The following is a 14043-nucleotide window of genomic DNA, read 5'->3' as shown; positions in this document are numbered from 1 at the left end:
GACCGCCCATCCGGACGGACGATACCGATGACCGACCTGCTGCCGGTGCTGCTCGCCTGGGCTCTGCTCACCGGGCCCGGACTGCTGCTGCTGCTGGCCGCCGGTGCACGGGTGCCGGTGCGCTGGGGGTGGGCGCCGCCGCTGACGGTCCTGGCAGCGGTGCTGCTGGCCGCCGTGCTGCACCTGCTCGCCATCCCCTGGACTCCGCTGAGCACCGGGGTGGGGCTGGTGCTGCTCTTGGCCGCGGTGCGCGCACTGCGCGATGTGCTGCACCGCCGCACAGACCGCAGCAGCGTCGCCGCCCCGCGGGAGAGCATCGCCCAGCCGGCCCTGCGCATGCAGGCTGAGCTGCTCGTGAGCGGCACGTGCGCGCTCGCGGGGATCGCAACAGCGGCGTCGGCCATGCGGTGGATGGGCGGGATCGACACCCTCAACGGCAGCTACGACTCCTTCTTCCACCTCACCGCGATCGCGGAGATCCGGCATCGGAGGGATGCGACCCTCACCTCGGCGCTGACCGGGCTGTACGGCGAGCCCACCTTCTACCCCGTCGTCGTGGACGCCCTGTCGGCCCTGCTGCCGCTGGACACCATCCCCGCCGCCAATGCGATGGCGCTGGCGATGCTCGCCGCACAGCCCGCTGCTCTCGCCGCTCTCGTGGCGACCTGCGTGGTCTCCACCCGCCGCCGACCGTGGCTTGCGGTTCTCGCCGCGCTCACCGCCCCGATCTTCCTCAGCGTCCCGGCGATGGCGCTCGTGATGGGCCTGTGGCCCGTGGTGCTCGGAGCTCTCTGCCTGCCCCCAGCGCTCGCTGCTGTCGTGCTGCTCATGGAGGGGCGGCTCGGGGTGCACCCGGTGCCCGGAGCCCTCGGGGTGGGGGCGGTGCTGCTGGGCACGGCTCTGGCCCATCCCACGATCATGTTCTCCGTCGCGGTGTTCGCCGGGCTCATCGTGCTGGTGCATGGAGCTGCGCGCCTGCGGGCCGGGCAGCGGCGCCGGGGCGGCATCCAGGTGGGGCTCGCGCTCGCGGCGGCCCTGCTGTTCGTTATCGGCTCGCGGATCCTGCTGGAGGGGATGGACCTCACGCGGCCCAGCTCGGATCCGCTGCTGAGCGTGCTGTGGCGGGTCCTCGTGGACACCCCGCGGGTCCCCGTGCTCGAGGCACCGCTGTGGCCGGTCGCGGTGCTGTGGGTGCTCGCCGTCGTCGGGGCCGTCGCGGCCCTGCGCCGCCGCGCGACCATCGGGACCACGGCGGTGCTGGGCGTGGTCGTGACGATCGTGCTGGCGGTGGCCACGCAGATCTCCGCACCGCTCGCCGAAGCTCTCGTGAACCCCTGGTACGGGGCCCGCGAGCGGATCGCCCCGCTGATGACGGCCCTGCTCGTGGTGCTCATGGCCCGGGGACTTGCCGCGCTCGATGCCCGGACGCTGCGCTGGGCGCAGCTGCCGCTGGCCCCCGTCGCCGCCGGGGCGCTGGTCCTCACGAGCGTGTTCGCCGTCGCCGTGCCGCAACGGCTGCCGCTGACCGGGTCCCTGGCGTACACCGCCTACGGGCTGCAACTCTCCCCCTACGTCACGCCACGGGAACGGGCGTTCATTGAGCGCACCGCGGCGCAGCTGCCCGATGACGCGGTGGTGCTCGGCGACCCCCGCGACGGCACCCCCCTGTACTGGTCCGTCGGCGGAGTTGAGACGGTCTTTCCCATCATGGGCAGCCCGCAGACGCGCGATGGCGCCCTGATCGCCAAGTACTTCAGCCGCCTGGATGATCGACGCCAGGTGTGCGATGCCCTCGCACGGGTGAGCCCCACCCACCTGTACCGTGACACCTCGGAGTTCAGCGGCCGGCTGATCAGCCCCGCCTCCGCCCCCACCTGGGTGGGGCTGTACGGCATCCCGCCGAAAGATCTGCGCCTGGTGGAGCAGGATGGTCCCTACGCCCTGTACGAGGTGACGCTGCCGTGCTGACCCGATCCGTCGAAGGAGGAGCCGCGTGAAAGAGACGATCCGCATCGTGCTGCGGACCCTGTCCGTGCTGCCCGCGCGCTCGCGGCGCTTCCTGTGGAGCTTCGGGGTCGTCATGAGCCTGCTGGCCCTGCTGGACGTGGTGGCGCTCGGGGCGATCGCGATCGTGATCCCGGGGCTCATGGCCCCCTCCCAGGCGGTGACCGTGCCGCTGCTGGGATGGCAGCTGAAGACCTTCGAGGAGATGATGATCCTGGTCGGCGCGTTCGTCGCGCTGATCATGATCAAGAGCGGGCTGAACCTGTTGACCATCCGCATCGCCACCCAGCGATTCGCCCAGCACGAGGTCGCGATCGGACAGCGCCTGTTCCGCGCCTACATGTCCTCCTCCTGGGTGGACCGCACCTCCCGCTCCACGCAGGAGATCATCCGCATGGTCGACTCCGGGGTCGCCGCGGTGGTGGCCAATGTGCTCATGCCCTCGATGACGGTGCTCGCCGAATTCGCAACCATCACGGTGATCAGCATCGGACTGATCATCATGGACTGGCGGATCGCCCTGGCCACGTTCGTGTACCTGGGGTTGATCGCGCTGATCCTCTCGCGCGTGGTCACCCCGCGGGCGGTCACCAACGGCGCCGTCAACCGGGACAACTCCCTGGCGGTGGTGCGCCTGCTGGGGGAGGTGATCGCCGCGCTCAAGGAGCTGACGCTCAAGGGCAATGAGGCGCAGGTCGCGGAGATCGTCGCGGACCGCCGGGCCGCCGCCGCGACCACCCGCGCCTACGCCCAGTACTACAACCAGATGCCGCGCTTCGTGCTGGACGCCGGAATGGTCGGTGGCTTCGTCGTGGTCGGTGGCGTCGGCTACCTCACCGGGCTGCCGAACGATGGTCCGACCTCCGCGATGACGTCGGTGGCCCTGTTCGCCGTCGCCGGATTCCGCCTCGTCCCCTCGCTGACCCGCTTCCAGTCCACCCAGAACCGGATCCTCACCAACGCCGCCTTCGCCGACTCCATCATCGACGACATCGACTTCGCGCAAGAAGCCGTCGCGCGCACCGAAGAACCGGACAGCGCGACCCTCCCGCCGGGGCTGCATGACATCGAGCTGCAGAACGTCACCTTCACCTACCCGGCCCGCGAGGAGCCCGCCGTCCGCGACGTCTCCCTGCGCATCCCCGCCGGCAGCTCCGTGGCCGTCGTCGGCACCTCCGGCGCCGGCAAATCCACGCTCGTGGACCTGCTGCTGGGCCTGCTCACCCCCAGCAGCGGCTGCATCCTGCTGGGCGGCATCGACATGACCACGGTGCTGCGCCAGTGGCGCGCCTCCGTGGGCTACGTCCCGCAGGAGGTGGCGCTGTTCGACGTCAGTGTGGGGGAGAACGTGGCGCTGACCTGGGACCCTGCAGAGGTCGAGCCCGTACGGGTGCGGCGTGCCCTAAGCCGCGCACAGATGCTCGAGGTGATCGAATCCCGACCCGATGGCCTCGCCGGACGGCTGGGGGAGCGCGGCACCACCCTCTCGGGCGGGCAGCGCCAGCGCATCGGGATCGCCCGCGGCCTGTACACCGATCCGAAGGTCCTGGTGATGGACGAGGCCACGAGCGCCTTGGACACCAAGACCGAAGCCGCGGTCACCGGGTCGATCCGTGAGCTCGGCGGCGAGGTCACCACCATCACGATCGCTCACCGCCTGGCCACCATCCAGCACTGCGACATCGTGTTCTATATGGCCGACGGCCAGGTCGTCGCCGCCGGCACCTTCGACGAGGTGGTCGCCGAGGTCCCGGCCTTCGCCGAGCAGGCCGCGCTCGCCGGGCTCACCGGACGCGCCGAGCAGGAGACGCCATGACCCGCCCCACCATGTTGTTCCACGCCCCCTACCCGATCCACGGCCGAGCTACCGGCTCCGGGGTGCGCCCCGCCAAGATGCGCCAGGCCTTCACCGACGCCGGCTATGACGTCATCGAGATCGCCGGCCACGGGGCGGAGCGCGCCCGCGCCCTGCGCGAGCTGCGGTGGAAGCTGTACCGGGGCCTCCGCCTGGACTTCGCCTACGGCGAGAACTCCACGATGCCGACGCTGCTGACCGAGCCGCACCATCTGCCCACCCACCCGGCCGTGGACCTCAGCCTGCTGCGCCTGCTGCACCGCCACCGCGTGCCCACCGGCATGTTCTACCGCGATGTGTACTGGCGTTTCCCCGCCTATGTGCAGGACGTCGGCCGCCTGATCGCCACCGGCACCACCACCCTCTACCACGCGGAACTGCTGGCGATGCGCCGCTGGCTGAACCGCATCTACCTGCCCTCGCAGAAGATGGCGCCGATGGTGCCGTGGATCCGCCCTGAGCAGACCGCCCCGCTGCCACCCGGTGCCGCCGTGCACGACAGCCGACGGGAGGCCGTTGGCGAGCTGACCGCGCTGTACGTCGGCAATGTCTCCGAGTACTACCGCATGCACGAGCTGTTCCGGGCGGTGGACGCCACCGCGGGGGTGCGCCTGATCTTCTGCACCCCACCCGAATCCTGGGACGCCGTGCGCGAGCAGTACCCGCTGGGCAGCAGCGGCCGTATCGAGGTGGTCCATGCCCGTGGCGAGGAGCTGCTGCCCCTGTTCGCCCGCGCCCACCTCACCCTGCTGACCGTGGAGCCGGCCCGCTACCGCGACTTCGCCGCCCCGGTGAAGCTGTTCGAGTACATCGGCCACGGTAAACCCGTGCTCGCCACCACCGGGACGCACGCCGGAGATCTGGTATCCGAGCTCGGTGCCGGAGCGCAGGTGCCCTACAGCAGCGAGCGCATCGCCGCGGCACTGGCCGCCCTGCGCGATGACCGCACGGAGCTGACGGCTCTGACCGATCGCGTCGAAGCGGTGCGCCATGAGCACACCTGGAGCGCCCGGGCACGCACCGTCGCCGCGGATCTCGCGGCGCTCGATACGCGCGGCTGACTGAGCGCGGCTGACGACGCGCGACTGACTCCGCGCGACGGAGCACCGGGCTCGAGATTCAGGGGCGTTGCGAGGCCGCCGGCTGCTCGGACTGCTGCGCGCGGGCGACGAGGGTGGCGATCGCCCGGATCCATCCGTCGCTCTGCTGCTCGGCGGACAGCTCCCCGGCGTGCGCATCGCTCGCCGCCTTCGCTGCCCGCACCGCCTGGGTATCCAGTTCCCGCAGCGTGCGGGCCAGATCCTGGGCGGTGAAACCGTCTGTCACCGCGCCCAGCTGCCCGCCGTGCACCAGGTCCCGCATCTCCGGGGTGGGGGAGACCACGAGCGCCAGACGCGCCTGCACGAAGTCGAACACCTTGTTCGGCAGGGCGTTGGCGAGGTTGAAGGTGGTGGGCGGGCACACGAACACGCCGACGTCGTAGCTGTTCAGCACCGCGTGCAGATCCGCGTACGGCACCGCATCCAGGACCCGTACCCGCCCCTCAGGCAGTGCCTGGGCCATGTGGCGCAGCTGCTGCACATAACCGGGATCGCTCGGCACGAGATACATGTCCAGCGTCGCCTCGATCGCCGGATCCGCCATCGCCTCGATCATGAGGTCCAGACGCCGCGAGGGCATCGCCCCGCCGGAATGGACGATCCGCAGCGGCTGCTGCACCGCGGTGGGGCGCAGATCCTGGTATGGGGCGGCATTGGTGACCACCTCGGCCCGGATCCCGAACTCGCGCGCATACTCCCGCGCCAGCCCCTGCCCGACGGTTGTCACCGAATCGGCGCGGGTGACATGGGTGCGGCAGATCCAGCGCAGATACGGGGCGACGAACAGCCGCCAGCCCAGACGGTCTTCCTTCTGCCGCGGCGCGTACTCGTGCAGATCCGCATGCACTCCACCGCGCGGCCGCAGCGCGAGAGCCAGCGGCACGGTGTCGACATCATCGGCGAGCACCACATCGGTGCACGGCAGCTCCTGCGCCCGAACCCATGCCACGACCTCCTGTTCCCAGTAGGCGCGGTGATACCGGCGAGTGAGCACAAGGGACTTGTCCAGCCGCCACTGCTTGAGCTCATCCGGGATCCGCAGATGCTGCGCGGAGCCCTCGGGCGGGGGGCCATAACCGCAGGTCATCACGGTGTGCTGGGCGGCGAGCAGCCGCACCTGCTTCAGCACCCGGGCATCTCGGGAGATGTCGGAGAAGGACAGCACGAGCACCGTGCCGCGCGGATCATCCGCGCCCTGCGCGGGGCGCGGTGATGTGCGCGGCAGGGACCGATCTGCGGCGAGGGCTGCGCGATGCACCCGGGCATAGCCAGCCCCGACCACCGGTGCGGAGAACGCATCCCCTATCGTGTCCGCGATCGCCTGGGCAGACAGGTCCCGGGTGCGTTCATCCACCGCCCGGATCGCGGCGGCGTAGGCCCGAGCATCCTGCTGCGCGACGAGCTGCCCGACCTCCTCACGCGTGTACTCGCCCTGCCCACCCGTTGCACCGAGCACCGCGGGTCGGCCCGCCACGATGGCCTCCGCGGCGGAGACGAAGAAGTTGTCCGCCCGCGTCGGCCCGAAGAACAGATCCGCACGGCCCAGCGCATCCTGCACCTCGGCGGCATCCACCGCCCCGCGCAGCAGCACGCGCTCGGCGACCCCGAGCTCGCGGGCCCGCTGCGCCGTGGCCTCCTGCAGGGGGCCAGCGCCCAGCCACTCCAGATGCGCATCGATGTCCTCGTCCACCAGATGGGCCAGCGTTTCGACCGCCAGCAGCGGATCCTTGCGCGGAATCAGACCGCCGGTGGAGACCAGGCGCAGCGTCCCATCGGCCCGGTCCCGCCGCGGCATGACCGGCACCGGATCCACGATGCAGGGCACCACATCGGTGGGGCGCTGCCCGCGCACCGCGCGGATGGGGCGGGCCAGGAACTCGCACACCGCGGTCACCCGGTCCGGCAGGGCCAGCAGACGGCTCAGCACCGGCAGACCCAGTCGGGCGGCCGTCGGCAGCGTTGCCGGGGTGGTCAGCGCCGACCAGTGCTCGGTGTGCACCCACGGCACGCGGGGGCGCCGCAGCGCAAACGGCAGCAGCGCGGAGAACGCCATCGAATGCACCAGATCAGCGCCGCGCAGTGCCCGCGGCAGCGCCCTGCTCGCCCGCAGGATCTGATCTGGGCGGCGCGGATCCATCGGGATGCGCAGCACCTCCAGGCCCTCGTGGACCAGGCGCCGGGAGCCGTCATCATCCGCCGGAGGCACCAGATGCACCACCCGCACGCGCGCGGTGCGGGCGATCGCCCGGGCATCGCGCACCACGAACGAGCCGCGTGCGGGCGCGACAGCGGTGGGGAACCAGGTGGTGACGATCGTGACCTTCATCGGCCGCTCGCCGCCCGCACCTCGGCCAGCACCCGGCGGTACATCGCGCGCATACCGCGGATCTCCTGCTCCCAGGTCAGTGTCGGGGCGGCAGCCCGGGCCGCCCGCCGATACCGCTCGGGGGCCTCGAGGATCTCCCGCAGCGCATGCGCGAGGTCCTCCGTGCTCGAACCCTGGAACACCTCCCCGACCTCCAGCTGCTCGACCACCGCACGCATATCCGGCAGATCCGCCGCGGCGATCGGCAGCCCCGCCCGGATGGACTCGAACAGCTTGTTGGGCAGCGCATAGCGGTAGGACAGGCAGATCGGGCGCACATGCACCACCGCCACATCACCATCGGCCAGGGCATGGGCCACCTCATCGGGCGCCACCGCCCCCACCAGGTGCACCCGCTCCGAGACCCCGTGCTCGGCGGCCAGCTCCTCCACCTCGGCCAGGGCAGCGGCCTCCCCGTAGCCCAGCAGCACGAAATGCACATCCGCGCTCAGATGGGGCAGCGCCGCGATGGTCTCCTCGATGCCGCGAGCGGTGGTGATGCGCCCGCCATAGGCGATGACCTTGTCCGTGGCAGACAGGCCCGCCCGCTCTCGCAGCACCCCGGTGGCCCGGTCCGGCGGCCCATCGGCCAGCGGGACGTTCCGCACCAGGGTGGGCATCTGATCCAGGTTGTAGGTGGTGCGCAGCCAATGCGCGATCGACGGGGAGACGGTGATCACCCCATCGGCCTGCCGGATCCCGATCGACTCCACGATGGCCTCCACCAGCGGGGCCAGCAGACGGTCGGAGCGGACATTGCGGTGGCGCCACAGCTCATGGGAGTCGTAGATGATCCCCACCGGGCGGCGCGAGAGCGCGCGGATCGCCATGGCGGGCACCAGGGTGTTCGCGTCATTCGCGTGCACCGCATCAGGGCTGAGGCGCAGCCCGGCGCGCGTGGCGTTGACCCAATAGGTGCCCAGGGCCAGGGTGCGGAAAGCCCGCTCGCCCATGCCGCGCAGCAGCCGCAGCCCCTGCAGGCGCGCGCGATCCAGCCGGGGACGCGGGCGGGCGCGATGGTCGATGCCGCCCTTGGCGTCGGTGTCATCGCCGGCGCCCGTGCCATGGCTGATCAGCCCCCGCCACAGCGGTGCCAGCTGCGGCAGCAGACGTTCACTCGTGAACTCGGGCACCCGCTCGAGCTGCAGCCCCTCCCGCAGCGGGATGAGCTCCGCCATGCGGCCCAGCTCCCGTCGCTCGACTGCGATGATCCGCACCTCATAGCCCTCATCGCGCAGGGAACCGGACTCTTTGAGAACCCGGGAGTCGTTCGCGCAGTCGTTGTAGACGAGGACGGCGATGCGAGCGGCCGACCCGGTGGGCGAAGACGTCATGCAAGGTCCCCTCTGGGTGCGCCCGGTCCGTGAGCGGCGCAGTGCCGGACGGGACCGACCGTTGGCTATCGTGGTGCGTGATCACTGTACCTGGGGGCGGCGCCGTCCACGCGGCGCCGCCGACCTGTGAGGGAGGACCCCGCCCCATGAAGATCCTGTCCGTGGTGGGGGCTCGCCCCCAGTTCGTCAAGCTCGCGGCGATCGCCGATGCGGCCGCCCAGCGTGACGATGTCGAACACATCATCGTGCACACCGGCCAGCACTACGACGCCGCGATGAGCGACGTGTTCTTCGCGGATCTGCGGATCCCGGCCCCGGATGTCAACCTCCAGATCGGCTCCGGCACCCACGGCCGCCAGACCGGTGCGATGCTGGCCGGAATGGACGAGGTCCTCGAGGAGCATCGGCCCGACTGGACCCTCGTGTACGGCGACACCAACTCCACCCTGGCCGGCACCCTCTCCGCGGTGAAGATGCACCTGAAGGTCGCGCACCTCGAAGCGGGACTGCGCTCCTTCAACCGCCGCATGCCCGAAGAGCACAACCGCGTGCTCACCGACCATGCCGCCGATCTGCTGCTGGCCCCCACCGAGGTGGCTCGTGATCACCTCGCCGCCGAGGGCCTGGCCGAGCGCACCATCGTCACCGGCGACGTCATGACCGACGTGTGCCTGCGGGTGGCGGAATCCGTCCAGGACGCCACCCCGACCCTGCCCGAGGGCATCGACCCCACGGCCGATTACGCCGTGGCGACCATCCATCGGGCCGACAACACCGACGATCCTGAGCGTCTGCGCAGCATCGTCGAGGCGCTGCAGGCCCTGGACCTGCCGCTGGCGCTGTTCGCACACCCGCGCCTGGTGGCACGCGCCGAAGCGGCCGGCATCCCGCTGGCAGGAGGCGCGGTCCATGTGGGGAGCCCGGTGGCCTATCCGGAGCTCGTCGGCGCTGTGCAGCGGGCCCGCGCGGTGGTCACCGACTCTGGGGGCCTGCAGAAGGAGGCCTACCTGCTGGGCACCCCCTGTTCGACCGTGCGCACCGAGACCGAGTGGGTGGAGACCCTCGAGGACGGCTGGAACCGCCTGGTCCCGGACCCGGCCGAGCTGACCGACGCCGTGCAGCGTCCGCGGCCCGCCGGCAAGCGGCCCCCGTACTACGGCGACGGCACCGCCTCGCTGCGCAGCATCGACGCGCTGCGCGAGCGCGCGTGAGACGGGACCGGGCCGCGCGGCGCTCACGCCCTACGCGTCGGCGCTGCACCGGCCGGGCGCCGCACGTGGTGCTCGCCAGTCGCGTCTATGCCCCCGAACCGGTGGCGGCGGCCTTCCGCCTGGAGGCGCTCGTGGATGCCCTCGAACGGGTCGGCGCCGACGTGACCGTGCTGACCTCCATCGCCCCCGGGACCGCACGGGGGCGCTCTAGGGACCGCCGCATCTCGCGCTGGCCGGTGCGCCGTGATGCACAGGGCCAGGTGCGCGGCTACCTGTCCTACCTGAGCTTCGATGTGCCGCTCGCGCTGCGCCTGCTGCGCCAGCGCCGGATGGACGCCCTCGTGCTGGAGCCACCGCCCACCACGGGGCTGGTGGGGATGATCGCCGCTGCGCTACGACGGGTGCCCTTCACCTTCTACGCCGCCGATGTCTGGGCCGATGCCACCGAGTCCGTCGCCGGGGTGCCGCGGATCGTGCGTGCCCTGGTGCGCGGGGCGGAGACCACCGTGTGGCGTCGCGCCGCCCACGTGCTGACCATCTCCCCGGGCGTGCAGCACCGCGTGGAGCAGCTGATCGGCCCGCGCGAGAGCCTCACGATGGTGGGCAACGGCATCGACACCACGACCTTCACCCCGGACGGCCCCGACGCCGCAGAGGCGGGACCGTACTTCGTCTACGCGGGGACGGTCTCCGAATGGCAGGGGGCCGATATTTTCCTTGACGCCTTCGCCACGGTGCAGGCCCGCCACCCCGCGGCCCGGCTGCTGTTCTTCTCCGAGGGATCGGGGCGCCAGGCCCTGGCCCGACGGGTGCGCGAGCAGGGCCTGACCGGCGTGGAGCTGCGGGAGAAGATTCCGCCGCGCGAGGTCGCCGCCCAGCTGCGCGGCGCCGTCGCGGGACTGTCCTCGATCACCCCGGGCCAGGGCTATGAGTTCGCGCTGCCCACCAAAATCTACGCCGCCACCGCCACCGGCACCCCGGTGATCCACGCGGGGGACGGGGCCGCCCATGAGCGGATCCGCGATCACCAGCTGGGCTGGGCGGTGCCCCATGACGCCGAGGCCGTGGCCGCCGCGATGCTGCAGGCTCTCGCCGGAGAGGGGACACCGTCCGGCGAGCATCTGCGCGCCTGGACGGTGGAGCACGCCTCCCTGGCGGGCTGCGCGGACCTGGCCGCGCAGGCGATCCTCGCGGACCTTCCGGGCTCTCCTACAGCAGCGCCCGCACCCCCGGGATCTGCTTCCCCAGCAGCGTGAGCGCGAAGGACCCCACCGCCACCAGCACTACCAGCGCCAGCACCGCGAGCGCCGAATCCTCGGGGAAGCCGACCCCGCGCAGACCCACCAGCACCACGAAATGCAGCAGGAATACCCCGAAGGTCGCATCCCCGGCTCGCCGCAGCACCGACTCCGTGCGCTCACTGACCTCCCAGTCCCGCCCACAGGACAGCACCCCGATCACCAGCGTCAGCGACAGCGCCATCACGAAGGGGGACAGGTAGGTGGGCAGCAGCGCCACCCCGGCGCCGCCCGAGGTGACCGGGCTGAGATACGCCCAGACCGTCGCCGCCGTCAGCAGCGGCAGGCCCACGGACAGCAGCAGCCCAGCGGTCCGTCGCGGTACCGGCGCCGCCCAGGCCGCGCGGCCCAGCACGTAGTACCCGATGTACGGCAGGAAGTACGTGAAAGTGCCCAGCTGCAGCGGTGTCACAGGACGCTCCAGCAGCGCCTCGCTGAGCGGCGGCAGCGCCGCGATGAGCAACGTCCACACCGAGGCCACCGCGCCGACGGTCCAGGCCCGCCGCCCCGATGAGCTGACATAGGCCGCCAGCACCGGAGTGATCACCGTCAGCCCCAGGATCAGCGGGAGGAAGTACAGGTGGGGGTAGGAGTCGGCGAGCACCAGCTCCCGGCCCACATGGGCGGGATCGGCGCTCTGTCCAGCGATGACGATCTGCATGATGCCCGCATAGAACACAGTCCACACGATGGTGGCGGGCAGCAGGCGGCGCAGTCGCCGATCCAGGAACGGGCCCGAGCCGTGCCGCATCGCGACGGGGGAGAGGTTCACCGCTCCGGAGAGCATGACGAAGGCCGGAACCGCGGTGGCCAGCAGCGCCCGCAGCACGGTGAGGGCCACCGGCCCATCGGGGACGTGATCGGCGATCACATGGACCACCACCACGCCGATGACAGCCAGCACCCGGATCACATCCAGGATCGGCGCATACGTCCGGGCGCGGGCAGCGCCCGCGTCCTCAGCCGGCATCGCACTCCACCTCGATCATCCGGGAGTGCTCGGTCTCGAACAACACCCGGCCCAGCTCTGGACCGGCCAGATTCACAGAATCGGACGTGCGATGGTGGGCGTAGGGTAGGCGCTCCTGGTATACGTACCGGATGCCATGCTCCTGCAGCAGCTGGCAGGAGGCGGGGTTGTACGCAGCGTCCTCGGTGGCGTAGATCAGCTCTCGATCCAGATCCGAGTACGCCATCCCCGCCACCGGCAGCCGCACGTCCTGGCCGTACAGCGCGTACAGATGCGCCGCCCCGGAGAAGGGACTCGCCAGCACCGTCGCCGCAGAGTCCATCTGCGGCACATGCTCCTCGAACAGGGCCCGTTCATCGGGCTGCAGGAACCGCCCGCGTCCGGGATAGTGCGCCGCGAGGTTCTTAGCGGCGTTGTCATCCCGTGCCGGAATGGAGCCGAGCGCGAGCAGCGCCGCGGCGAGCACGAGACCGATGGTGAGCGGTCGCAGCGCCCGCGGCGGGCCCTGCGGGGTGCGCTCGGGCAGCAGGCGGGACCACACCTGGAGGCCGGGCACCACGAGCACGCAGGACAGCATCGCCAGCGGCATCGACACCCGATCCTGCCCGCGGTAGTAGATCGCCGAGAGGTTCAGCGGCGAGTCCAGGGCCGCATCGAGGTAGATCACCGCGATGACCAGCCACGCGATCCCAACCCAGCGCAGAGGGGCCGTGCGCAGGCAGCGGATCAGACCCGGCCACCACAGCGCCGCGAGGACCACCCCGAGCGCCATCGGCCACACCGTCAGCAGGCCGAGCCCCACCTCCATGAACGCCCGCCACAGGGGGATCCGCAGTCCGCCGTCGAAGCCGGTGACATGCGCTCCGAGCGGGGAGAAGACCACTGCGAGCACGGCGAGGGCGGCGAGCAGAGGAACCGCAGCCAGCAGCGGCGTGGTGCGCAGATGCGGCAGCGCGGTCACCGCGGTGAGCACCACGAGCAGGATCAGGGCGGTCACGGCCACATTGGGATGCAGCAGTCCCAGTCCCAGACCGGCGGCGCCCACCACCAGACCGGCGGCCACCGCCGAGCGCCAGCGGGGCCGGGGCAGCAGAGCCCCCCACAGGGCAGCGGCGGCCGCGAGCGAGCCGGGCAGCGCCGCGAACGCCGAGAGGTTCGGGATCGGCGAGAGATGGATCCACAGGTTCCACGGCGTGGCGGGAATCAGCAGGGCCGCGAGCGCGGCCCCGAACGGGGCCCAGCTGACCTGCGGCAGCACCGTGCGGGCCAGCAGCGCGATCCCGAGCGCCCAGGGCACGACGGCGAGCGCCAGCACGGTGCCGTTCAGCACGACGGGGGTGCTGCCCCAGGGCACGATGCCGGCCAGAGCGTGGAAGGCCGCTGGATAGAACGTGGGCTCGAGCGCTGAGTTCGAGATCGCCCCCAGGTGCAGACTCGAGGCGTCTGAGGTCTCGCGCACCCGTTGCAGGGCTGAGAGGTGGTAGAGCGTGTCCCAGCGCTCCAGCACGGCATCGGGTCGGGCCGCCTGCCGTGCGATCGGCGCCAGCGCGATGGCCGCAGCCCCCACCAGCCACAGCGGTGCCCAGTGCAGCGCGGCGCCCGACGAGGTCGGGGAGTGCGGAAGGAGCGGCCCGTCGAGCACGGTGGTCGGCAGCCGCAGCCCGAACCGGGCCAGGCCCCATCCCAGGAGGGCGAGGAGGGTCGATGCCGCGAGATACGTCGGCAGGCCCCAGCGGACGCCGAGCAGCGCGGCGAGGATCGCACCGATCCCCGCGATGGCGCCCGCGAGCGCGGGGGCGAGTGCGAGGGCGAGCAGCCTCGACCCGCCCAGCAGGCGCACCCCGACATATCCGGGGACGTACACCGCGGCGAGGACCAGCAGGATCGTCAGCAGCAGGAACAGCAC

9 protein-coding genes are annotated in these 14043 nt (G+C 71.5%); 5 read left to right on the top strand and 4 right to left on the bottom strand.

The features are described from left to right. The first annotated feature begins 27 nt into the window (after nt 1-27). The 3 genes from MU407_RS01005 to MU407_RS00995 are packed head-to-tail and all read left to right on the top strand — an operon-like array spanning nt 28 to nt 4920. Complete coding sequence (locus tag MU407_RS01005; protein WP_246954748.1) at nt 28-1968, top strand: DUF6541 family protein; 1941 nt, start codon at nt 28-30, stop codon at nt 1966-1968. A 25-nt stretch (nt 1969-1993) separates the two neighbouring features. Beyond that, entirely contained in the window at nt 1994-3820 is a 1827-nt protein-coding gene (locus tag MU407_RS01000; RefSeq protein WP_102235058.1) for an ABC transporter ATP-binding protein/permease, read from the top strand. Continuing rightward, nucleotides 3817-4920, top strand: a complete 1104-nt coding sequence (locus MU407_RS00995; protein ID WP_102235059.1) for a glycosyltransferase — start codon at nt 3817-3819, stop codon at nt 4918-4920. The genes MU407_RS01000 and MU407_RS00995 overlap by 4 nt, the downstream gene beginning before the upstream one ends. Before the next feature lie 58 nt (nt 4921-4978). Here MU407_RS00995 and MU407_RS00990 read toward each other — a convergent pair whose 3' ends face one another. Beyond that, nucleotides 4979-7285, bottom strand: coding sequence for a glycosyltransferase (locus MU407_RS00990; protein WP_246954747.1), 2307 nt, complete (start codon nt 7283-7285; stop codon nt 4979-4981). After that, complete coding sequence (locus tag MU407_RS00985) at nt 7282-8658, bottom strand: glycosyltransferase (RefSeq protein WP_102235060.1); 1377 nt, start codon at nt 8656-8658, stop codon at nt 7282-7284. Before MU407_RS00985 ends, MU407_RS00990 begins: the two co-directional genes overlap by 4 nt. A gap of 146 nt (nt 8659-8804) precedes the next feature. Here MU407_RS00985 and wecB point away from each other — a divergent pair, with 146 nt between their 5' ends. Together wecB and MU407_RS00975 are read left to right on the top strand one after the other, a co-directional pair. Beyond that, on the top strand, nt 8805-9869 hold the full coding sequence (gene wecB, locus MU407_RS00980) for a UDP-N-acetylglucosamine 2-epimerase (non-hydrolyzing) (protein ID WP_246954746.1): 1065 nt from the start codon (nt 8805-8807) through the stop codon (nt 9867-9869). After that, nucleotides 9866-11125, top strand: a complete 1260-nt coding sequence (locus tag MU407_RS00975) for a glycosyltransferase (RefSeq protein ID WP_246954745.1) — start codon at nt 9866-9868, stop codon at nt 11123-11125. Before wecB ends, MU407_RS00975 begins: the two co-directional genes overlap by 4 nt. Here the strand turns inward: MU407_RS00975 and MU407_RS00970 are convergent. Beyond that, the gene (locus MU407_RS00970; protein ID WP_246954744.1) at nt 11079-12137 is read right to left on the bottom strand and encodes an acyltransferase; all 1059 of its coding nucleotides are present in this window, start codon (nt 12135-12137) and stop codon (nt 11079-11081) included. The two genes, MU407_RS00975 and MU407_RS00970, sit on opposite strands and share 47 nt — an antisense overlap. Further along, nucleotides 12127-14043 (bottom strand): DUF6541 family protein, encoded by a 1917-nt coding sequence (locus MU407_RS00965; protein WP_246954743.1) that lies wholly within the window; start codon nt 14041-14043, stop codon nt 12127-12129. The genes MU407_RS00970 and MU407_RS00965 overlap by 11 nt, the downstream gene beginning before the upstream one ends.

Origin of the sequence: Brachybacterium sp. Marseille-Q7125 (assembly GCF_023062615.1) — a bacterium.
Lineage (GTDB): Bacteria > Actinomycetota > Actinomycetes > Actinomycetales > Dermabacteraceae > Brachybacterium.
Note: the sequence above shows the minus strand (reverse complement) of the source record. Positions and strands in the feature narration are given on the sequence as shown.